This window comes from Spiroplasma endosymbiont of Nebria brevicollis, from assembly GCF_964030895.1.
Taxonomy (GTDB): domain Bacteria; phylum Bacillota_I; class Bacilli_A; order Mycoplasmatales; family VBWQ01; genus Spiroplasma_E.
Genome location: NZ_OZ034986.1, coordinates 580,055 through 602,905, shown reverse-complemented (window position 1 = coordinate 602,905; position 22,851 = coordinate 580,055). Strand labels below are relative to the sequence as shown.

The following is a 22,851-nucleotide window of genomic DNA, read 5'->3' as shown; positions in this document are numbered from 1 at the left end:
GTCAATAATTTTGAATATTTAGTCTTATGAATGGATGAGAACCACAAGGGTTCTCTTTTATTTTGTCAGGGAAATTTTGCCACCTAAAAAGGCACAAATTTCCCTGACTTCCCTTTTAATCTACCACTTAAAAGAAAACAGGTTAAGGAGTTGGGACAATCACTCATTTTATCCGGTCTACACCGGATAAAATGAGTGATTGTCCCAACTCGATATTTTGTTGTACCTAAATTTGACCATACACATTCAAAAAAGGAGGTGTTAACCGTACTTTTTGGTGTGTCCAAATTTGTGGCAAGCAACAAAAAACTCGGAAACCGAGTTTAGAATAATTATTTTTTTATAGCTAAAGTAATTATTGCAGCAACTAATCCAGCAACAGCTAATAATGTAGTAAAAATAGGAACTAATCATTTATAATTTCTTGTTCATGGATTGCTATTTAAAATTTCTAAACCTTTTTCTGTTAATTGTGAGTTAACTTCACAATATTTTATATGAATTATATGATTGCCTTTAAAAAGTAATTCTTTTACTAAATCATCTGAACTATGCTGATTTCCTTTAATAAGGAAATAAAGGATTATTATTGTTTATTTCTTTGTTCAAAATATCTTTATCATTTCAAAAACAAAATCCTTCAACATTTTCAAAAGATAAATAATTATTTAGGATATAATCAGTAGAAAAGATTATAGGCAAATTATTTCAGTCTTGAACAAGTTTTTTTGAGTTGATGATAACTTTAAACTTGCATATACCTGCTTCAGTTTGAATTTCTTTTAAGTTTGGAACTTTTTCATCTAAAATATTTAATTCATTAGGAAAAGTTGTAAGAATAGTTTTTTTAAATAAAGCAATTTTTGAACTGTTAATATTTTTAGTATCAATTTTTTTTAAAGTATCTTTTAGTTCTTTTATTTTTCATTTTAATATACCTTCTATTTCAATTTAATATTTATAATTCAATGTCTAATTGATGCTTGATTAAAAATTTTTCTTTATCATTCTTATCAGATTTTTCATCTGTATCAGTATCAATTCAATAAAATACTTTATCATCAATAAATTCTATTAAGATTCAAATTCGTAAAACTTTATTTTTTGTAAAATTTTCAGCATATAAATTTAAAGGTTTTTTACTTCTATAATCTAGTGATATACTTTTAATGTTATTTTCATTTTAAATTTTAATATAATTTGTAGTATATTTTCTTAACCATATTGTAATTATTATACAAACAAAAAATCAGAATTACTCTGATTGATTGAAAATATTTAATTTATTTTTGATGTTGGTTAATTTACTCCTTAAATTACCTAACATTAACCGTTCTTCAGTAGTTAAGGTTTCAACATCACTTTGTTCTAGTTCTAATTGATGAATTTGGTCTCTAATCAGTGCTTCATCTTGTTGCAATTGTTCTTGATTTTCACTATACAGTTCTAAATTGTTATTTTGTAAATCCAGTAACTCTTGGATTTCAAAGATGTATTTTTTTTAATTTAACTTGAAAGTCATACTTAATTAAATCAAAGAAATGGTCTTGGTAAAAATCAATAACATTAACTTTTCTTTTATCAATGGGGTTATAAGTTCTTAAATTAAAACTAGGACAATTATAAGCATATTCAATATTCATTGGCACTAAAAACATTGGCTTTATATAATTGTGAGACAAACAATGAACCAATAATATGGCGATTAGTTTTTCATCGGGAATGATTAAAAATAGAGCTTTGGGTTTTTCGGTAAACTTAAATAAGTCAATGTCATTATTACAAGTAATGTTTTGTACTCCTAACTCTTCAAAGATTTTAAGAGCAGGACCAATATTTGAGAATGCTCCTTGTCGTGTTTGTTCAACTGAATTAACTACTGGCGCAGCTGTGATAAAGGCTTTACTCGTTGGTTTAACTAACCCAAGGTTAGTAAATCACTTTACTAAATTTTCTTGATTGGCAAGTAAGAACGCGACTGTTGTTAAGTTAATTCGTGCTAATGGTAAATCATTGACATCAAGGATTTCTAATAGTGCACATATAACCCCAGCAGTCATACGTCCTGCATTTTGTGTTCACATCGGATTATCAGATTTGGGAATGGGAAATAAGGTATGAATTTGTCATTTACTGAAAAAGAAATTCAAGCATTAATCCAAAGAGAATCGTTATTAAATAAAAAAGAAAGTGAATACACAGTAGAAAGAGCAGACGAGTTACTAAGCGATTCAAAAAAATGTTGTGATAAGATTGAGGTATTAAAAAATAATTAGGAAAATTTTTCTTCTGTAGAATACATTAATAATAATTTAGTAACTAATGAAGGAGTACCATCAAAAAAATTTAACCAACTAATCCTTGAAATGTCTGATTTAGAAGTTTGCAACAGTGAATTCCCAGAACCACTAGTTCCTAAGAGTAAAAAACCCTCTAAGGAGACTCTGTGTTATCATAATTATCTTTAATTTATAACAAAGTAATGATAATCTACCATTATCCCAATTTAAATTACAATTCACGAAAGTGGTTAAGTCCAAAGTTCATCAGCAAGTAGTTATTATGTAAAAGGAAAAGGTATTAATTGCTCAGTAGTAATGAGTTTTTCTAAATAAAAAGTGAAAGTTTGGACAAAGGAGAGAGGCTTTCCAGTAATCTGTGCAACTTAGTTTTACAAAATTACTAATTCAGATTAATTCAATCTTCAAATTTTATCATAAAATGAGCGATTAGGTAGTTTATCATCAATAATAAGGTTTTGTTCAAATGCTACTTATTTCAATAATACTCTTCAAACCAAACAACAAAATCTTAAATATATAGCAATTTTGAAAGAAATCAAATGCATACGATGTTCTAATTTAAATACTTCTGATTTAAAAAACTATTGGAAAAACATTAAAAGTATTGCAACTGAAGAGTTAATTATCAAATTGCGTTACCTTTAATAATTTGCCTTTATGACTACCAGTTATTGTTCCGATATATAAATCATTACCAAAAGTGTATAACCTATTAATTCAACCATTTGTTGCTTGCCAATTATTTATTAAAGTAATTGTGGTGCCATCAAATTTAAAGAATTTACCTGTATGATTATTATTTCCTGTTCCAATATATAAATCATTACCAAAAACTGCTAAACTATAATAACCCAACCATTTGTTTCTTGTCAACCAGATAATTGGTTAAAGGGAGTGCTTATTTTTTGATTGGTGCAACTACTAAATTTAAAAAATAATAACAAATATAATACCACTAGCAATTAATATTGATGATAAAACAATAGATAATCAAACCTTTTTCTTTTTTTTCATACATTCATCCCTTTCTAAAATATGGAAATGTTAGTATTTATTCTTTTAGATTTGCTCAATAATTAATTTCATACACTATTAATTAGATTTTTATTCTTCAATATTAGATTTCTTGCATAAATCATTTAAAATTTTTATTAATAAAACCAAAGCAATATTTATTTTAGTTTGAGATTATACAAAAAATTTAATATATTCATAATATCATTAATTAGGGATTAAAATATTTAAAAGCAATATTATACTTGTTTAAGTTGATATTTTAACGTTTACTTTGATAATTGTATACCATTTTTAATACTATTCTAAATGGTAAAATTTTCATAATACATTTTGTGATTTTGTTAGAACCACCTACTACCAAAAATCCTTTTCTTTTTACTTTTAAAGCTTTCTTCAAAGACTTATCGGCATAAGTTTGCGTATCCAAAACTGGTAATAATGAACTATAATGTTCTTTGCTACCTTTACCATTACTACTACGATTTCAAAAATCAGTTTCTAATGGTCCAGGACAAATAGTAACAACACGAACTTTACTCTTAGCGCGAACTAATTCATAATTAATCGCTACTCCTAAATTTCATACATAAGCTTTAGATGCATAGTAACTAGCAAAAGAAGGACCTGGTGTAAATGACGCCATACTCCCAATATTAATAACCCGCCCAAAATTATTTTTAGCAAAACGTTGCACAAATAGTTTCGTTAAAATATGCAAAGTAGTAATATTTAAATTAATCATATTTAATTCTTGTTCTAAAGAACTTTCTTGAAATTTGCCTCATACTCCATAGCCAGCGTTATTGATAACTACTGTCACATTTAATTCTTTGGTAAATTCAAATAATTGGTAAGCATTTTTAATATATGATAAATCACAATCATAATTTTTAACTTGTAAATGAGGATATTGTTTGACTAAGTCTAAAATATTTTTACTATTACGTGAAACACCTAAGACATGATAGCCTTGGGATAATAAAAATTGACAATAAAAATACCCTAGACCTTTAGAAGCACCAGTTACAACTGCTCATTGATTTAATACACTAACTTTGTTTTTCATATTTGATACTCCTTTTTTTATTTTTTTTCCACACTAAATAAATTTTTAGCATTAAGATGAATATAATTATAAGCACTAAAAATACTTAAAATAGTAGCAATATACATTGGTAATAGTACTAATTGGTTAATTATACCATAGTAATCATTGATACTGTTACCACTAACAGTTCCACTTAGGAAGCGAAAATTAACAAAAAATAAGATTGTGATTCCTACCATTTGCACTGCTGCTTTGACACGACCATAATTATCAGCAGCCATAATCGTACCTTTGCTAGCTAAAATTTGACGGACAACATCGATAATAAAATCACGTAATACTAAAATAACTGCCATTCAAATGGGAACGATAGTAGCGCAAGCCATAACAATTATGACACCATTAGTTAGTAATTTATCAGCAATCGAATCAAAAAACTTACCAAAGACAGTTACTTGATTAAATTTTCGTGCTCACCACCCATCAATAAAATCACTAATTGAAGCGATAATAAATAAGATACCTGCCATTAATCAACTAATAGGCAATTGATAGTTTCTAATATTAATAGTACCATTTCATAAATGATAGAAACTATCATTAATAGGTGCGATTATCATTAAAAATATAATCACTGGCGCCAATAATAGTCTGAATAATGATATTGAATTAGGAACGTTCATGAACAAAATCCTTTCATATAAGTTTACTTATCTATTATACTATATACCACAGTTTGTATAAAGAAGTTTGGAAAAAACAAATAAGTAACCTAACAAAAATTCCTGAACTAAAAATGAGAAGAAAAAACTAGTTTCTGCATCATCAATTCGCAAAGCGTAAAAAACACAGATACTGCTGAAACAAAAGGGTATGATGCTGGTAAAAAGATTTCAGACATAAAACGCCATATTGCAGTTGATAATCAGGGTTTACCACATGCAATTTATGTAACAATAGCAGAAATAACTGATCGTAACGGTGCTACAACAATGGTTAAGAAAACACAAGAAAATCTCTCTGAAGTAAAAAATATACTAGTTGATGGAGGTTATCCGGGAGAAAAATTTGCAAATCAAATAATAGAAATTAATATGGCTTTTCTCCCTTTATGTACTATTAAATTTTATCACATAAATGCTGAGAAAAGCCTATCTACGGACTTCTCCCCACAGTTTTAAATCAAACATAGCATTACAGTTTCAAAACTAGGTATGTTATTGAATTTATATGCTGATTCTTTTGCATATAAATGAACATGATGTTTTGCAACTTTGATATGTGTTTTAAATGTTCTTCGTATATGTTTTCATACTGATTCAATTTGGTTGGTATTTACACCAGTTTTTGAAACATAGCCATTTTGATGGTTAACTGTTTCATGCTTAGTGAAAACCGATTTCAAATCGCGATATCCTTTTCACAAATCAGTATGTACATCACACTTTGAAGACATGTGGTTTCTTGCAAACTGCAAAAGATTTTTACTGTTTGCGTTTTTCAATACTTTCACAATTAAATTATTGGTTGTTTTTTGATAAATGCCAACAATCAAGGTTTTGTTTAACAAGGATCTTCCTTGTTTTTTAAAACCCATATGTGAAAGATACATTTCATCTATTTGCACTATCCCTTCAACAATGAATTGAGGTTTTTGTTTAGCAATGGCACTTCGGATTTTATGACCCATTCTTCAAGCTGTTTTCAAGGTCACTCCCAATTCTTTTGCAACATCAGTTGATGGAATTCCATGTTTGGTGTTTATTCATCTAAAGATGAGATAAAACCAAGATATTAAAGACGTTTGGGACTTTGAAAATATAGTGCCCGTGAGAATACTAAATGTTTGATGACATTTCAAACATCTCATTCTTTTTAAATCAGAAGTATTCAAATTAAAACTAGAACACCTAATACATTTGCTTTGTTTCAAACTTGCTATATATGCAAGACATTGTTTTTCAGTTTGAAATATTCTGTTGAATTCATTTCAATTCATTTTTTCCTCCACAAGTACATGTGGGGAGAAGTCCGATTAATATAAATACAAATGTTGAAGTAGTAAAACGTAACGAATTACACAATTTTGTTGTATTACCCAAAAGATGAGTTGTAAAACGTTCTTTTGGTTGATTAGAAAAATGCAGACAATTATGAAAAAATTGCGAACGTAAACTCAATACTAGTTTACAAATGATTGTTTTATGTTTCATTGCCTTTTATTACAAAGATTTTAAACAAACTCTTATAAGTAATAACATTTGGGTCATTTTTATTTAACGTTGAAAATAAACCAAGATTCTCTTTTAGAAATTCTCTTTCTTCATCGGTTACTTCCTCAGGTTTTTTAAGAGTAAAAACATTTTCCTTTTGTAATAATAAACAAGCATGTTTTCATGCTGTTAATACTGCCTTATCTTTAGCATTAATATCAACTTGTTGGTTTTCAACTAAATAATTAAATAAATTTGGCATGTTTTTTCTTACTGCTATATGTAATATTGAAGAACCTTCATCGAACTCTAAATTATTGATAAATTCTTTTTTTAGAAAGTTTACAACGTTTAAATTTAATTCCTTACTTTCTGCTTCTATTTTAGTTTGAAAAGCTTCTAATAACTCTATTATCCGTGTTTCTTGCTCTAACTCTTCAATAGCACTAATGTCTTCAAAACTATCTTCAACTTCTTTATTGGTTTCTATTCATCCTTTAATCTCTAAAAATTTATCTAATGCTTCTTTTATTTCTGTATGACCATTTCGCTCAGCTAAGATTAAAGCAGTTTCAACATATTCATCTTTATGGTTGACATCAGCACCTTTCCCTAATAACATTCTATCTATTTCTAGATGACCATTTCTAGCAACAAACATTAAAGGAGTATAACCATATTCATCTTTATGGTTGACATCAGCACCAGCAACTATTAATTCTTCCACTACATCTAAACGTCCTTTTTTAGCAGCTGTTAATAAACTAATATCTCTTCTTTCATTTTCATTCATTTTTCTGTTCTCCTTTCAAAATAAAAACCCTTGAAAATTATAAAATTTTCAAGGGTTTTCACAACTTATATTAAGATATGCAAATTATAACACTAATATTTTTTTAATAACTTTTGCCATTGTTGAAATTTACGATACTTGATCAAAGGTTCACTTGTGTTCATCTCTCTATTTAACACCTGACGCTTTCAAATAACTCCTTTTCCATAACGATCATTACCTTGGCTCTTTACCAACGCAACTTATGGTGGTTTAAACCTACTCTTGTAAGTCGATCCAAGGGGGGCCCTACCCTCATCTACTACACAACTTGGCTATGGCACACTATACCACTTATTTGTTATTACTAGTATCGATTAAGATATTTATTAATTTTTAAAATTTAAAAAACTTCTTTATTAAAACTAACAATTAATACTAATAAAGAAGTTTTCTTAATTAAATTATCTTTTCGCTTGAGGTTCTGATTCTTTCTGTTCACGAGCAGCAGCTTCAGGATTTTTCCGTTTTTCAATATAATAAAAGAGACCAATATAACTTAAATAGTAATCTTTATTAAAATCAATTAACCGTGAAGCATTAGTAACAGATGACATTCCTGTCGGTTTAACACCTCATTCATAAAAGGGGATTAATCTTGTTTTGGCAGGGTTATGTTTAGCTAAGAAAATAACGGCAGTATTAAAATCTAATTTCATCAATTCACTACCAGTAATCAATTTCTTACCTTGCAAAGAAGAGTTAATATTATCAGCTTTTTTATCTTTATTACCCGAGTGGCTATAGTTAATAATAGTTTTTTCACCAAACATATCAGAATATTTATTAGCAGTTTGTAAATCCATAGTTTGTAAAAACGTATGTAAAATACAGTTATTAAAAATAGTTTCCGCCGTTTCTTTACCATATTTTTGTGTTAGCTGTTGTAAATCTTGCATAATCATCATAAAGAAAATATTACGACTTCGTGCTACGGTAATCATTTGTGCCATATTAGCAATCGTTGGAATATTTCCAAACTCATCAAAAATGAAATATAAAGGACGCGGTAACTTTAAATCAGGTAAAGTACTAGCATAACGAATAGTATTCTTATATAACTGAGCAATAAACATTGAGACAAAGGCATTACGTTCATTAGATTCATCAGGAACAACTAAGAAAACAGCACTTGGTTTTTTAACAACATCATCTAAATTAATATCATTGCTACAACTAATATTTCTAGTAACAGGATCAGTAAATAAACGTAATCCATTGGCTACCATTTGACTAATTGAACCTGCAGTTTCTTCAGCTCCTTCTAACACTCCTAATCCAATTTGACGCGCCAAACTTTGAGTTGGCATCTTCTTTAGAATTTCAACGAAACGTTGACGATTAGTAGCTACAATCGCTGCATTAGACATGCTAAAGTATTTTAATGGCACGTCAGGCTGATCTTCTAATTGTTCAAGCATAAATAACATAATAGCTTTCACAACTTGCATCGCTGATTGATTTCAAAACTTTTGTTTTGGGTCTGATTCAGGAAACAATGCTTCAACAATATCATTAATTCATGATAACGCCATTGATTCATAAGTAATAGATTCGTTTAACGGATTATTTTCTTTTTTTAAGCGCATTGATTCCACATAGAAATCATAAACTTTAACAAAGGGATTTCAAGAATTAGAAACTGACGTATCACGTAAATTAATAACGTAAACATCATAACCATTATCTTTTAAAATCTTAGAATGATTTTGAAATAGTTCTCCTTTGGGGTCGGTAATAACCATTGATGGTTTAACTTTTGATTGCGCATTTAAATATAAAGTAGGAATAACTAATTTTTGGGTTTTACCAGAACCAGTCCCTCCAATCACAATGTTATGGGCATCAGGCTTAATATTAAATTGGACACCACCAATTTTAGCTTTTGATGTTTGCACAACAATTCCATAATCATCCTTGACTGTTTTTGATAAGGGGAAAATATTAGCAATTTCATTAGTTGTTAGTCATGCTGCAGAACCATAAACTTTATTTTTAGAATCACGAAGAAAGCGACTTTTATTATGTGTTTCGCGGTGAATCTTATATTTATGCATCATTAAGTAAAACAATAAAACACTAATTTCGATTACTCATAAAACTAAAAATATCAATCAATGATTTTTAACACCTTGAATTAAATGTTCGAAAGTAAATGATTGTTCTTGTTTAGCATCAGTAAACATACTACTAACGAAAATAATAGCATAAATACCTAAAGTATTAATAACAACTAAGAACGGTATTACTATCAATAAGATAGTTGGTAAGACTCATTTTTTTGTGCGTAGAAATTTCATGTTTTGCTCCTATTTTAATAAAATTGAATATTAACCGTAAGTGGCAATTGCTCCAGCAATTGTACAAACAATAAGCATGCAGATCCCAATTATGACATTACGACGAAACCGATAACTTTTTTTCTTTTTAAATTCGTTTTTTGCTTTCATAATAAACTCCTAGTTACATTTATTAAAACATGATTTTAGTCCATTTGATCATAATTAGGACCGCCATATCTGCCTTCGCCATAAGAACTACTCAATGCATCGCGTGCACTACTAAGAGTACCCAATACATTTTTTACTGGAGTTGTAATGGGACTTACAAGTTTACTTCCAAAGTCTTTGGCTTTAGTACCCTCAGCATGGGACTTTCCAATTCTTCCTGCAATGTTAGCACCTCATTTACCACCTTTACCAATGTAACCAGTTAATCCATTTTTCAGTAATCCATTGGCAGAATTAGTACTTCCATCAGGATTTTTGCCATCCTTAGCACCACCCACCAGCATTTGTTTTCCAAGTTTTAAGGCACCAGCACCACCAGAAGCAAGGCTAGCAAAACCACGCGCTTTACCAGCAATACTGCCAGCAATCCCTGCACCATTAGAATCAATAGCGCTTTGCACTCCCAAGTTTTGAGTTACTAAATGGTTAATGATTTTTTGGGTTTTTAAACAACTAATAGCACCTGCTGTACAAAATAAGGCATATAGAATTTGTTTTTCTAATCAGATATCACCACTAGAACCGTTAAATGTTTTACTAATATCAACAACTGCAGCCGGTAATACTTGCATAAAAATGTAAATTGGCAACATGGTACCAGGACCGATAATAAATTTACCAATCACCATTTCTTTTCAAACACCTAACCTTTTTCCTTGGTCGACAGGCATCATAGAAGCAACAATTGGCGAAATTGAGAACAAAAGAATTAAATCAATGATTCGTTCTACTAGAGTCATGGCCGCAACAAATAATACATATAATGTAAATCAAATCGCAACAAGTTCTAAAATAAAATTTCAATTTTCTATCGATCCTGGTGGCATACCATAACCTTCAGCAACTTGGCTGGCACTTTGCGCATTAGGGGCACCAATTCCTCATAACCTATCTGCTAAATCAGTAAAACTACCTTCAGCAGTAATTTTCAAAACCACTAACAATCCTGTTATTAAATAATTAATTAAACTAAAAAATAAGGGGATAAACACAATAACTAAGACTGCTAAAAAAGTATTTTTAATGGCCTTACCTAGTTTCTCACGTATCGTATGGGTCTCAGTAAATTGAATGATTATTAATTGCATAATAAACATAATAACAATTAAACCGACAGCAACAATAGAAAGTGCTAAAAAGAATTGCGGCAAATGCTTAGTATTAAATGGATCATCTATAAAGTTACCAAAAATTAAATTAGTTAAGGCATCAGTTGTTAAATAGTCAAATATACCATGTGGTGATAATAGCAAGTGAATTATTTCTAATGGTCCAGAAACAAATATCATTCATGGAAGGAGTAATAATATATGCAATAGCCCATCTCATAGTCAATTCATACGTTCTCACCTCGTTTCATAAAATTATTTTTATTTAAGACTAATTAGCAAGCACGTTTCCGCTACCTGCTTTAAAGACATTGACAAAAATCATCATCGTACCTGAAGCAGCAACACCAATGATTGGGGCAATTAATGTATACATAAAGGCTTTTTTTATCTCACTTCTTCTTTGTGGATCATCACCTGCAGCAGCTAAATCTTTTGCTAAAATAACAATTTTGAAAACACTAAAAGCAACTAAAGCAGCAATTAAAAGTGCTGTTACTGCTGTTACATAAGGTTTTATGGCAGTGATAATTTTGTCTGTGTCAAAACCATCTAAAAAATTAAGATTCATAATTTGCTTCTCCCTTGGTTTTAAAAAATATAAAAAGTATCATTAATCAAAATTGTTTATAAAGCATGAATTTTTTTAGTAAAACTATAAAAAGCCCTATTTTACTTGTAATAAGTAAATTAGGACTAATAGTCAAAATTCATATTTTATAAATAATATTAAATAATATTGATACACTTTAATTATAGTTAATTTTAAAATAAAGTAAATAACATTTAAGAATATTATTCATTAATTTCAAAAATACTATTAGTTTCATCTTCATACGAAGAACTAATTCCTTTAATGGCATTAGTTTCTCCAATACTAACATTAATAGTTAAACACATACGATATAAACTAGAAATAGCAAATAAACATTCTCCGACTTTGGCACGAGCAATAAAGTCCGTTTCATTAGGAGAAATTCCGCCATAAGAAGCATACAGTTCATTTAGCGCTGCTAAGTCATGGGGTTGAAGGTTTAAAACTTTCAAATATTGGCTAGAGTTAATAATGGCAGTTGTATACTTTTTAATTTCCTCAGAACCTAGAAAATCATTAATATTTTGAGTAATAATATTAATCATCCCTGTATACTTTCTAATTCGTTTTACAATTTGGTACATGAATAATAATGCCGCAGGGAATTCTTTATCAATTAATAAATGTGCTTCATCAATGGTGATGGAAATTCATTGTTCTTTTTTGTTGATTTCATTATCATTTTTATTTTTTCGCACTTCATTTTCAATGTATTTTAAAATTAAAAACATTTGGGCATTAACTAATCGTTTATTACCAGATTGTGTTAAAGTATATAAATCATAAACTTGTACTAAACTATTAGTATCATTCAGATTAGTATGGGCATTTCATAAATTGGAATCGGTTCCTCCGCTAACAAATCTTGATAAAATAATTAATAAATTTTTTAAGTCATTTTTATTACGCATATCAGTTTCTTTTAACATATCAGTTTCAATAATATGGTATAAGTCTTGAAAAATGGGGAATTCATGTGGTTGTAATAAATGAATTTTAGTTCTGGTTGTAATGCCAGCATTTTCATACATTAAACGCACATAAATCATAAGTAAACTTGATTCATTGCGAGTTAGGCCACCAGAAGCAACATTTAAAAATTGTTCTAAAAATTGCATATGGGGTGCTAGAATATCACGACCATTGTTATCATTATTAGCATCGTCACTTAAAGCTAAAGTAATTTGAAAGGGGTTAATGTTTCCTGATGAACCATCACCGACATCAATTCAGCTTCCATCATGATAGTTACATAAATCACGATATTCACGCTCTGGGTCAATAACAATCACTTTATGACCGAGCATAATTTGATAATTAACTTCTTTTTTAGAAGTATAAGATTTACCAGAGCCACTAGTTCCGATAATTAATTGATTATGATTCTTTCTATTACCACCTTTTGTTCGTTGGTCAAAAAAAACTTTATTACCGCTTTCATTAAATCCTAAAAATAAACCTTGTTTATCATTTAATTCTTGATTTAAAAATGGAAAGCTAGCAGCAATCGTTAAACAAGGCATTTCATGACCAGTAATTTTAAATCAGTCAGCACTATCGGGCATAATTGATAAAAATGCTTCTAACTGCCGATAATATAGTTTATCAAATTTCATACCATTATTTTTAATTTCATATTCTGCTGTACTCATATTCTTTTTCAAATCTTTACGATTAGAACCAGAAATCATTAAATATAAATTGGTATTAAAAATCTTTTCGCCACCACCAGAAATTTGATTTAATAACTCGTTAAGTGATTCATAGTGATAATCATAATCTCTTCGTTCTGAGACTGATTTGGTCATATAATTTAAAGTTGCTAAATTTTGCATAGCTTTATTTAATTGTTTTTTAGCACTTTCTTCGCTAATACTATTAAAAGTAAAAATTAAACTGGAATTAGGAATAGTAACAAGATTAGCTAATCAAACTGCTGATACTTCAAAAGGATAATCATATATATTATAAATAGTTTGAAAGCAGTTAGCAAATTCTAAATTATTTTTATGAACCAGTAATTCTTTGATAGCTAAATCATTAGTTAAATCTTTACTTTTCATAGTTTTATCTAAATTAGTAGTGAACATGTCATTTAAAATAGCATTTTCATTTGTATTAATTAGTTTTCTATAAACGACCATCATTTCCAAAACATTAACGTCAGTAGTTTTGACACCACTACGACTAATATAATTTTTAAAGGCATTCACTTCTTCACGAAGTTTGTCTTGATTGGAACTGTAAAAAAATAAGTAAAAGAATGGTTGAGTCATTTCACTTTCATTTTGAATTTCATTATTAACAGCAATTGATGTTAACAATTGCTCTCTTCGTGCTTTTTTGGCTTTAACGCTAATGTTTTCTAAATCCACTTGTTCTAATTGTGTTTGGTAAAAATTAGTTTGAGCACTAATATCTAACGGCATATCAATTTTTATTAGTGACATAGAAATATTAACAATTTTAAAAGCAGCAGCTAAATCTTTAATCTTATTAGATGCTTCTTCATTTGATAATAACGTAATATTAAAACCTTCTAATAACAACGTCCGCGTATAATTGGTATTTTTAACATTTAATTGCATCACATTTTCGCTAATAATTTTTTTAAAAGGTACTAATGCTTGTGAGGTTTTATCAGATTTATAATAACGACTTTTACTATGAAATTTAAATCATAAAATAATGATTTCTCAACCTTTTTTTCGTGGTTGTCACGAAAAAGTTAATGGAATTGTTGCAATTGCTACTAAAGAAACTGATAATAACTTTAAAATGATGTTAATATTTAACAGCAAAATTATAATTGAAGCAAATCCAATAACCATTAAGATAATTAGTAAATCAACTAAACCAACATTTCTTCAAATTTGTAATTTAACAAATTTAATGGTTTTAGGTATTAAGAATTTCATTTTTTTTCCTCAGTTAATAACTCATTATGTTTCGAGTTTGATTTAATATTGTTCTCTTTCTTTTCAATTTTCATAGTTTCAACACGCTTTTTAAAACCACATCGATTACAGTTAACTTGAATATTTCTGCCTTCTAAGTAATCTGCTATTAAAATTACTCTTCCACAACGATAGCAGGAAAATGAATTTTGTGGTTTTTGAGATAAGCGAACTGATGCAAATGTATCTTTCATAATATTGTCTCCTAACTGAATTTAATTTAACTACCAAACTCAAGAAAAAGTCTTCTGATTTGCCCAAACTTTTTAAGCAGTCAGCGTAGAAAATTTGTACTTCCTAGTTCTTTTTAATTTAAACTCAATACAACCCATTTTAAGACAATATTTATAAAACTCAAGAAAATCAAAGAATTTCCAACAAATTTCTTGAGTTGAGTAAATTTTAACAAATTAATTTAAAATAACAAATCTTTTTTATAATTTGTTAGTCTTTACAATTGTCATATTTTATGACTTTAATTTAAATATCTATTGTCTATATGTATATTTAAATTAAAAATGTAGTTAGAAACTAAGTTATAAAATTATATAAATTATTTTTTTTAACATTTTTTAACATTATTTTTTCATAAGATCTTCCATACCAGGAATGCTTGGCATTTCACCACGTTTAATTTGACCAGCAATTTGATCCATGACTTTTTTGGTTTTTTCAAATTGATTCAAAACTTTATTTAATTCTTTTTCACTACGACCAGAGCCCTTTAGAACTCGTGTTTTACGAGTTGGATAACGTAAGATTTGTGGTTTTTCACGTTCTTGTGCAGTTGTTGACGCGATAATGTATTCCGCAATTTTTAAATCAGCTTCAGCATCACTAATCTTATTCTCACTAATCTTAGCAGACATACCTGGAATCATTTTTACTAATGAACCTAATTTACCCATTTTCTTAATTTGTTTCATTTGATTAACAAGATCATTTAAATCAAATTGTCCTAACATCATGCGATTCATAGTTTCTTCAACGTCACGAGAGGAAACAGTACTTTGAGCTTTTTCCATTAATGTGGCAATATCACCCATACCTAAAATTCGTTCCGCCATTCGCTCAGGATAAAAAGTTTCTAAATCAGTAACTTTCTCACCCATACCTAAAAACTTAACAGGAATTTTAGTTAAATAAGCAATCGAAAGGGCAGAACCACCTTTGGCTGTGCCATCTAATTTAGTAATAATGCTTCCTGTAACAGGAATAGCATTATTAAATTCAATGGCAACATTAATAATATCTTGACCAGCCATTCCATCACAAACTAATAAGATTTCTTGTGGTTGAGTAATTTTTTTAATATCCACTAACTCATTCATTAATTTTTCATCAATGTGTAATCTTCCTGCTGTATCAATTAAGACAACATCAAATTTATTTTTATCAGCATATGCTTGGGCATTTTTAACGATTGTTTGTGGTGTTTCATTTTCTAATGAAAATACTTCAATGTGTAGATTCTTTCCTAAAACTTTTAATTGTTCAACCGCAGCAGGGCGATAAATATCACCTGCAACTAATAAGCATCGTTTTTTATATTTATCAGTTATTAGCTTAGCCAATTTAGCAATCGTTGTTGTTTTTCCTGAACCTTGTAAACCCACAACCATAATCACTGCCAGATTACCAGATAGATTAAGTTCAATATTTTTAGCACCCATAATTTTTGTTAATTCTTCATGCATGATTTTAACTAGCATTTCTTTTTGGTCTAAACCTTCTTTAATAAACTCACCTTTGGCTTTAGCAGTAATTTCATTAATTAAAGTTTTAACAACACGAAAGTTAACGTCAGCTTCTAATAAAATTAATCTGAACTCTTTAATTGTATCTTCCATGTTCTCCAATGTTAATGTTTTTTTACTTAAATTTTTTTCTAAAGTTTTTTGGACTTTTTTCGACATCATATCAGCAAAACTCATATTTGTTATTCACCTCTTGTTTTTTTAAGACATATTTAATTTTAACATTAAATTTATCTTAAACATTAAAAATATAAGCACTTAACAACTTATATTTTTGATTTATATTTCAAATTTTAACTAATTAATTCTGTAGCACGAACTTCACGAATCACAGTAATATGAATATCACCAGGAATAGTAATAATACGTTGTAATTTTTCTTTTAACGTGCGAGCTAATGTGTGAGCATCAATATCATTAATAACATTTGGGTCAACAATAACTCTTATTTGACGTCCTGCTTGCACAGCATAGGCTTTATCAACACCTTTAATCGTTTTACATAAATCTTCAATTTCTTTAATTCTTGTAATAAATTCTTCTAATGAATTATTACGAGCACCAGGTCGTGCTGCTGATAATGTATCGGCTGTTGACACTAAACAAGAATAAATATTATTTTTTGGAACATCACCATGGTGAGAATGAATAGCATTAATAATAATATCTTCTTCACCATATTTTTTGGCTAGGATAACACCGTTATAAACGTGTGAACCTTCTAATTCATAATCAACTGCTTTTCCAATATCATGTAGTAAACCAGCACGTTTAGCTAGATTAATATCTAGTCCTAATTCAGCAGCCATAGTACCTGCTAATTTAGCAACTTCATAGGAATGTAATAAAACATTTTGACCATAACTAGTACGATATTTTAAACGACCAATATAATTAACTAATTCTGGTTCAAAATTGGTTAATTTTAGTTCATCAATTATTTTTTTACCATCAATTTTAAAGTTTTCATTTAATTCTTGTTCATGAAATTTTAAAACTTCTTCAATTCTAATGGGATGAATACGTCCATCTTTAACTAAATCTTCTAACGCCCTAGTGGCAATTTCTCTTCTAATAGGATTAAAAGATGAAATTTGAATAGTTTCTGGTGTGTCATCAATAATAATATCAACACCAGCAGTTAATTCAAATGATTTAATGTTACGGTCTTCTTTTCCTATAATCCGTCCTTTCATTTCATCATTTGGCAACTTAACATAAGCAACTGATTTATCAACTACAAAGTTACTAGCATAACGTTCAATCGCTTCACTTATGATATTGTTAGCAAGTTCTTTTGCTTGTAGTTTAGTATTGTATTCATGATTTTTAATCATTTTATTAAATTCTAATGACAAGCGTTCTTCTAATTTTTTAAACAATTCTTCTTTAGCTTCATGTTTACTCATACCAGAGTTTTTTTCTAATTCTACAATAATTTGATCAATTTTGTGATGATAATCTAATTTAATATTTTTAACAATTTCACGTTGATGATAAAGATTTTGAGTTTGTGTTTCAATTATTTCTTCTCGTTCAGTTAACTTGCGCTCACGTTTATTTAATATTTTCTCATAATCTAAATTTTGTTCTTTGCGAAAATCAATTTCAGCATATAAATCTTTTCTTAGTTTAGCAATTTCAACTTTAGCATCAGCTTTTGTAGTTTGAATTAATTTTTGTGCTTCTTTTTCCTTCTGTTTAATGTTATCCAAACTTTTTTCTTCTTGTTTCTTTAAATAAAATTTTCTAATAAAAACACCTGCTATTATCCCTATAGTCAGTGTTATCGCTATTATTATACTCAAGTATATTCCCATTTGTCCACTAATTATACTTATTAATAATGTTGTTATACTAATTTTCATAATATATCCTCTCCTTGATTGATAGCAAGGAAAAATAAGACGCCTTAAAATTGAAAAAATTAAAATTCAATAATAACAGTTTTTCTAATCTCAACACAAATACGTAGGATTATTATCCTGTCTTAATTTTAACATGTTTTAATTGTAAAAATTAAAAATTGATTTGTGCCTTAATTTCATTTAAAAGTGTAGTATTTAGTTCTAAATTTTCTTTTGCTTTTTCTTTTCCTTGACCTAATTTTATTTCTCCATAATTATACCATCCACCTGATTTATTAATAATTCCCTTCTCAACGGCAATATCAATAATTTCACTTTGCTGTGAAAATCCCTGCGCAAAATAGAAATCAATAATGGCGGTTTTAAAGGGCGGTGCTACTTTATTTTTTACGACCTTTATTTTTCTATTATGTCCAATGATTTGACTATTTTTTAATAATTGTTCACCTTTCCGTACTTCTAATCTAATACTACTATAGAACCGTAAAGCTTTGCCACCTGGTGTTATCTCAGGATTACCATATATAATACCAACTTTTTCACGAATTTGATTAATAAATATAACAATACAATTTGTTTTAGCAATACTACCACTTAGTTTTCGTAAGGCTTTGGACATTAATCGAACTTGAGCGCCAATTGTTTGTTCTGTCATATCACCATCAAGTTCCACTTGTGGTACCAATGCTGCTAATGAATCAACGACAATCATATCTAATGCTTGCGATTTAACTAAAATGTCTAAGATTTCTAAAGCTTGTTCACCAGAGTCTGGTTGTGATACTAATAAACAGTTAATATCCACTCCCAGTTTTTGACTATACTGACGGTCTAAAGCATGTTCAGCATCAATGAAAGCTATTTTACCATTTATTTTTTGGGCTTGTGCTAAAGCCATTAATGCTAATGTAGTTTTACCAGCGGATTCAGGACCATAAATTTCAATAATTCGACCTTTAGGAAAACCTTTAATTCCTAAAATATCATCTAATAACATACTACCCGAACTAATCACTTCTATATCAGTAATAGTACTATCACTTAATAACATAATAGCACCTTTACCAAATTCTTTTTCAATTTGTTTCATGGCTATTGAAACCAAATCTTCTTTACTTTTAATATTTGTTTGCAAATTTTTTTCTTGCATTAAAATCACCTCGTAAACAATTAACGTGCAAACGAGGTGATACCTTTTTTTATTTTTTAAAATTTAATAAAATCTTTTTTAAAATAATTATTGCTTGTTCTACAACTTGAGTTCTAATTTCATTTCTGTTACCAACAAATTGAAAAGTTTCACATCAAGTTTTATCATTTATAACAATGCCCACGTAAACTAAACCAATTAGTTTAGTTTCCATAGTTCTTGGTCAGCATTACCAGTAAAAACTAATAGCAACTTCTGTTTTAAACATGCTTTGACTATTAATTGCCATTTCTAATGCACATTCTTTACTAACTGAATCATATTTTTTAATAGTTTGTTTTTTAATTTTTGCAATATTTATTTTAGCTTCATCACTGTATGTTGCAATACCTCCATTAAAGTATTGTGAAACACCAGCAATAATAGTAAATTTTTGGGCAAAAAGACCACCCGTAATACTTTCACAAGAACTAATTTTAAAATTTAATCTTTCTATTAATTCTATAAGTTCATTCATCTTTTAAACCTTCAATAAAATATTTTAAAAGAAAAAAAGAATAAAAAAATCATAAGCCACGTTCTGTTCTTGCATTTGCAAGTGCTAACCATTTATCTACCACTGTTTCCAATAGTTCGGTTTATTGTTCGATTCCAATAAACCAATGCCCCTACCTAAATTTGGGTTTCTCGCTTGTGGGGTTTACCTCGTTCCATACTTTAGGTTTCCCTAAAACTCGTCTCTATGACACTTTTATAGACGCCAACCTTATTTTTCAAACTTAGGTTCTTGTCAGCCGTCAGGATTACTGCTTAGAGTTATTGTTTCCTCTAACACAAACATTACTTTCATCACAGAAAGTGCGAGCGTGGACTTTCCTCTACATATTACTGCAGCGATTAGCTCATTTTTTATTCTTTTAGGATAAGATTATATCATATTTATTCTTCATGTACAATACTTTCTAATTTACTTAATCTAGTAATAATATCAATGTTCTCTACACCTTTTGCTTCTAATTTTTGTTTTTGTTGTTTTAAAATTACTAGGTGTGTCTTTAAACTATCATTTTCTAACAACATTTTATTATTATCTGCTTCTAAAATTTCATTTTGTTTTTTTAGTTTAGTAACATACTCTTCTAACAATTCAAAATTAGAAGCTACTAAATCTAAAAATAAGTCTACCTCTTGTGCGTTATAACCTTTATAGTCAACACTAAATTCTTTATTAATTATATCTTTTTTATTAATATTCATAATTAAACCTCACTTTATTTGTAAATTAAAAAGAAAAGTTATTTGCAATTTATTAGTTATCATTAGGAGTTGATAATTATGTTTTATGCAAATCGTGGCATGTTTTTGGAAGCCATAATTAATTATACTATTGAAATAATAAATAATGAAAAACGAGCATTAATTTTTAAACATAATCCTCTAACTATGAGTAATAAACATGGTAAGTTTATGGAAAAAAGTAATGTTGACTATCATGGTATTTACAAAGGTAAATACTTATGTTTTGAAGCTAAAAGTACTAAAAGTTTAACACTACTCTGAAATAATTTTAAAATTCATCAGTTGGATTATCTAGAAAATGTTTTTAATCTTGGGGGGGATTAGTTTTATTATCATTTATTTTTGACAATATGATGAATATTTTTTAGTTTTTTGAGAACAATTAAAAACCATAAAATTAAATAAAAAAAATCTTTCTTATCAAGAGATAATAAAAAATGGACATAAGTTAGAAATTTTATATCCATTTTCTCTTGATTTTTTAAAGTTTTTGTTTTAAATGTTAATTTCTACTTTGTTTGCATGTTTTTTAAATTCAGAACTTGCTTTAAACTTAGGTGCCTTAGAAGCATTAATTGTAATAGTTTCACCAGTTTGGGGATTACGCCCTATCCTTGAAGAACGTAAAATAGATTCAAAAATACCAAATTTAGGTATATTAATTTTTCCTCCATTAGCAATTTCGTTTTTGACTTCATCAAAAAAAGCATCAATAATACTAGTTGCAGAGATGATAGTAATGTCACACTTTTGTGCAACCAATTTAATAATATCTGCTTTAGTTTTAGTATTACCTTTTGTCATAAAAGATTTCCTCCTCATGTTTTCAAAAGTTATATTTTTTTACTATAACTTTTTTTCAAACCAAATTAAAAATGATACTGGTTTATACTTAAAATTATATAATAAGTTTTAACTAAATGAACTATAAATTTTGATTTTTTCGAAAATAAATCAAGAAAAATTAATAAATAAGTGTTAAAAAAAATATTTAAAATAAATTAATTTTATAAGTGTTATAAAATTGAAAATTATCTATAATGATAATAGAAAATTGTAAGAAAAATATTTGAAAAAATTAAAAAATTATTGATTATTTACTAGTTATAATAAAACTTTAAATGTTAATAATTGACGTAAGACGAATTATCATGTATCACTTACTTTTGTTATAAATCAAAAAACTTATTCTTATTTATGTCCAAAACAACTTACCAAAGATTCCAAAAAAATGAATATTTTTTATCTTTAAACAAATACTTATAATCTAAAACTCCTTACACTAACAATAGTTAAACCTGAATCTAATTGCAAATCAAAAGTTACAACCATGAATTAGATAAGTTTAATAAATACTTCAACCTGTTATATAATTAAAATTTTATTAATTATTAAACTAAAATCAGGTAAAATGTAGTTATAGTTCAAGTTGCTAATATAGGTTATATTATTAACTTAAAAAAATTAATCTCCTGCTTTGCAAAAATGTTTAGATCAACACAAGGATTAATTTGAACATCATAAATATTTATATAGAGAAAGAGTGATAACAATGAATAAAACCATTCAAACTGATAAAGCCCCTTTTGCGATTGGTCCTTATAGTCAAGCTATAATTGCTGGTGACTTCTTATACATTTCCGGACAACTACCTATTAATAGTGTCACAGGTGAGTTTGCTAGGAAGGATATTACTGCTCAGACTAAACAATGTTTAATAAACATTAAAGCCATTTGTGAAGCTGCTAAAATTACTTTAAACCATATTGTGAAGGTAAATATTTTTTTACAAGACTTAAACCATTTTATGGATATGAACGTTGTTTATGGAGAACTATTTGGTGACCATAAACCAGCAAGAGCTGCTGTCCAAGTTGCTCGTATTCCTAAAGATGCTTTAATTGAGATTGAAGCTATTGCTTACTTAAAATAAAAGTTTAAGGTTGCCTACTTGTAAATAAGTAGGCAACCTTTTAATTAATTTTTAGTATTTAAACAAAATAAAAAAATCTTAATGTTTAAAATTAAGATTTGTAAAAAAATAATAAAAAATTTGGCATCGTGCTATTTTCCCATTACTGGTATTTTCGCCGCTGGAGTGCTTAACTGCTGTGTTCGAGATGGGAACAGGTGTGACCACTCCGCCATTGACACCAAATAGTTTACAGCAATTGCTCCCTAAAAACTAGAAAT

The 22,851-nt window shown here is 28.3% G+C and carries 22 protein-coding genes, 1 rRNA gene, 1 other RNA gene and 2 pseudogenes; 5 read left to right on the top strand and 21 right to left on the bottom strand.

All coding sequences use genetic code 4. The annotated features are described in order from the left end of the window. Positions 1 to 1,255: 1,255 nt before the first annotated feature. Both AAHM98_RS03495 and AAHM98_RS03490 read right to left on the bottom strand, forming a co-directional pair. Positions 1,256 to 1,420, bottom strand: a complete 165-nt coding sequence (locus AAHM98_RS03495) for a hypothetical protein (protein WP_342277087.1) — start codon at positions 1,418 to 1,420, stop codon at positions 1,256 to 1,258. Positions 1,421 to 1,454: 34 nt separating this feature from the next. Then, on the bottom strand, positions 1,455 to 2,084 hold the full coding sequence (locus AAHM98_RS03490) for a hypothetical protein (RefSeq protein ID WP_342277086.1): 630 nt from the start codon (positions 2,082 to 2,084) through the stop codon (positions 1,455 to 1,457). A gap of 33 nt (positions 2,085 to 2,117) precedes the next feature. Between AAHM98_RS03490 and AAHM98_RS03485 the strand changes: the two genes are divergently transcribed. After that, positions 2,118 to 2,276 carry a hypothetical protein gene (locus AAHM98_RS03485; protein WP_342277085.1) on the top strand — a complete coding sequence of 53 codons (159 nt, stop codon included), beginning with the start codon at positions 2,118 to 2,120 and terminating at the stop codon, positions 2,274 to 2,276. Between the two features lie 645 nt (positions 2,277 to 2,921). Here the strand turns inward: AAHM98_RS03485 and AAHM98_RS03480 are convergent. From AAHM98_RS03480 to pgsA, 3 genes are all read right to left on the bottom strand, one after another. Beyond that, entirely contained in the window at positions 2,922 to 3,176 is a 255-nt protein-coding gene (locus AAHM98_RS03480; protein WP_342277084.1) for a hypothetical protein, read from the bottom strand. Positions 3,177 to 3,579: 403 nt separating this feature from the next. Further along, positions 3,580 to 4,386 (bottom strand): SDR family NAD(P)-dependent oxidoreductase, encoded by an 807-nt coding sequence (locus AAHM98_RS03475; RefSeq protein WP_342277083.1) that lies wholly within the window; start codon positions 4,384 to 4,386, stop codon positions 3,580 to 3,582. 17 nt (positions 4,387 to 4,403) lie between these two features. Continuing rightward, positions 4,404 to 5,051 carry a CDP-diacylglycerol--glycerol-3-phosphate 3-phosphatidyltransferase gene (gene pgsA, locus AAHM98_RS03470; RefSeq protein WP_342277082.1) on the bottom strand — a complete coding sequence of 216 codons (648 nt, stop codon included), beginning with the start codon at positions 5,049 to 5,051 and terminating at the stop codon, positions 4,404 to 4,406. Positions 5,052 to 5,168: 117 nt separating this feature from the next. Between pgsA and AAHM98_RS03465 the strand changes: the two are divergent. Next, positions 5,169 to 5,450 (top strand): annotated as a pseudogene (locus AAHM98_RS03465) (transposase); the annotation flags it as partial. Positions 5,451 to 5,545: 95 nt separating this feature from the next. Here AAHM98_RS03465 and AAHM98_RS03460 read toward each other — a convergent pair. Beyond that, positions 5,546 to 6,082, bottom strand: coding sequence for an IS1595 family transposase (locus AAHM98_RS03460; protein ID WP_342275883.1), 537 nt, complete (start codon positions 6,080 to 6,082; stop codon positions 5,546 to 5,548). Positions 6,083 to 6,423: 341 nt separating this feature from the next. Here AAHM98_RS03460 and AAHM98_RS03455 point away from each other — a divergent pair. After that, positions 6,424 to 6,648 (top strand): annotated as a pseudogene (locus tag AAHM98_RS03455) (hypothetical protein); the annotation flags it as partial. On the opposite strand, the gene AAHM98_RS03450 reads toward AAHM98_RS03455, so the two are convergent. The 13 genes from AAHM98_RS03450 to AAHM98_RS03390 form a co-directional block, all read right to left on the bottom strand. Continuing rightward, positions 6,571 to 7,374 carry an ankyrin repeat domain-containing protein gene (locus AAHM98_RS03450; RefSeq protein WP_342277081.1) on the bottom strand — a complete coding sequence of 268 codons (804 nt, stop codon included), beginning with the start codon at positions 7,372 to 7,374 and terminating at the stop codon, positions 6,571 to 6,573. The pseudogene AAHM98_RS03455 and the gene AAHM98_RS03450 sit on opposite strands and share 78 nt — an antisense overlap. A gap of 443 nt (positions 7,375 to 7,817) precedes the next feature. Continuing rightward, positions 7,818 to 9,713: a VirD4-like conjugal transfer protein, CD1115 family gene (locus tag AAHM98_RS03445; protein ID WP_342277080.1), complete on the bottom strand. Its 1,896-nt coding sequence runs from the start codon at positions 9,711 to 9,713 to the stop codon at positions 7,818 to 7,820. A gap of 185 nt (positions 9,714 to 9,898) precedes the next feature. Then, the gene (locus AAHM98_RS03440) at positions 9,899 to 11,263 is read right to left on the bottom strand and encodes an Mbov_0396 family ICE element transmembrane protein (RefSeq protein ID WP_342277079.1); all 1,365 of its coding nucleotides are present in this window, start codon (positions 11,261 to 11,263) and stop codon (positions 9,899 to 9,901) included. 40 nt (positions 11,264 to 11,303) lie between these two features. Continuing rightward, on the bottom strand, positions 11,304 to 11,603 hold the full coding sequence (locus AAHM98_RS03435; protein WP_342277078.1) for a hypothetical protein: 300 nt from the start codon (positions 11,601 to 11,603) through the stop codon (positions 11,304 to 11,306). A 224-nt stretch (positions 11,604 to 11,827) separates the two neighbouring features. Further along, positions 11,828 to 14,545 (bottom strand): Mbov_0397 family ICE element conjugal transfer ATPase, encoded by a 2,718-nt coding sequence (locus tag AAHM98_RS03430; RefSeq protein WP_342277077.1) that lies wholly within the window; start codon positions 14,543 to 14,545, stop codon positions 11,828 to 11,830. Continuing rightward, positions 14,533 to 14,778 (bottom strand): hypothetical protein, encoded by a 246-nt coding sequence (locus AAHM98_RS03425; RefSeq protein ID WP_342277076.1) that lies wholly within the window; start codon positions 14,776 to 14,778, stop codon positions 14,533 to 14,535. Before AAHM98_RS03425 ends, AAHM98_RS03430 begins: the two co-directional genes overlap by 13 nt. A 384-nt stretch (positions 14,779 to 15,162) precedes the next feature. Continuing rightward, the gene (gene ffh / locus AAHM98_RS03420) at positions 15,163 to 16,518 is read right to left on the bottom strand and encodes a signal recognition particle protein (protein WP_342277075.1); all 1,356 of its coding nucleotides are present in this window, start codon (positions 16,516 to 16,518) and stop codon (positions 15,163 to 15,165) included. 116 nt (positions 16,519 to 16,634) lie between these two features. Continuing rightward, positions 16,635 to 18,209, bottom strand: a complete 1,575-nt coding sequence (gene rny / locus AAHM98_RS03415) for a ribonuclease Y (RefSeq protein WP_342277074.1) — start codon at positions 18,207 to 18,209, stop codon at positions 16,635 to 16,637. Positions 18,210 to 18,360: 151 nt separating this feature from the next. Then, entirely contained in the window at positions 18,361 to 19,359 is a 999-nt protein-coding gene (gene recA, locus AAHM98_RS03410) for a recombinase RecA (RefSeq protein ID WP_342277073.1), read from the bottom strand. A gap of 49 nt (positions 19,360 to 19,408) precedes the next feature. After that, the gene (locus AAHM98_RS03405) at positions 19,409 to 19,573 is read right to left on the bottom strand and encodes a CinA family protein (protein ID WP_342277072.1); all 165 of its coding nucleotides are present in this window, start codon (positions 19,571 to 19,573) and stop codon (positions 19,409 to 19,411) included. A 15-nt stretch (positions 19,574 to 19,588) separates the two neighbouring features. Then, complete coding sequence (locus tag AAHM98_RS03400; RefSeq protein WP_342277071.1) at positions 19,589 to 19,876, bottom strand: nicotinamide-nucleotide amidohydrolase family protein; 288 nt, start codon at positions 19,874 to 19,876, stop codon at positions 19,589 to 19,591. A gap of 47 nt (positions 19,877 to 19,923) precedes the next feature. Next, positions 19,924 to 20,269: RNase P RNA component class B (gene rnpB, locus AAHM98_RS03395), an RNA gene on the bottom strand. Between the two features lie 29 nt (positions 20,270 to 20,298). Beyond that, a complete protein-coding gene (locus tag AAHM98_RS03390) occupies positions 20,299 to 20,616 on the bottom strand; it encodes a DivIVA domain-containing protein (protein WP_342277070.1) in 318 nt (105 codons plus the stop codon). Between the two features lie 78 nt (positions 20,617 to 20,694). On the opposite strand from AAHM98_RS03390, the gene AAHM98_RS03385 reads away from it, so the two are divergent. Then, entirely contained in the window at positions 20,695 to 20,982 is a 288-nt protein-coding gene (locus AAHM98_RS03385; protein ID WP_342277069.1) for a Holliday junction resolvase RecU, read from the top strand. Positions 20,983 to 21,153: 171 nt separating this feature from the next. Here AAHM98_RS03385 and AAHM98_RS03380 read toward each other — a convergent pair whose 3' ends face one another. Next, positions 21,154 to 21,462 carry an HU family DNA-binding protein gene (locus AAHM98_RS03380; protein ID WP_342277068.1) on the bottom strand — a complete coding sequence of 103 codons (309 nt, stop codon included), beginning with the start codon at positions 21,460 to 21,462 and terminating at the stop codon, positions 21,154 to 21,156. 748 nt (positions 21,463 to 22,210) lie between these two features. Here AAHM98_RS03380 and AAHM98_RS03375 point away from each other — a divergent pair. Beyond that, a complete protein-coding gene (locus tag AAHM98_RS03375) occupies positions 22,211 to 22,591 on the top strand; it encodes a RidA family protein (RefSeq protein ID WP_342277067.1) in 381 nt (126 codons plus the stop codon). A 118-nt stretch (positions 22,592 to 22,709) separates the two neighbouring features. Here AAHM98_RS03375 and rrf read toward each other — a convergent pair. Further along, positions 22,710 to 22,816, bottom strand: a 5S ribosomal RNA gene (gene rrf, locus AAHM98_RS03370). Positions 22,817 to 22,851 lie beyond the last annotated feature (35 nt).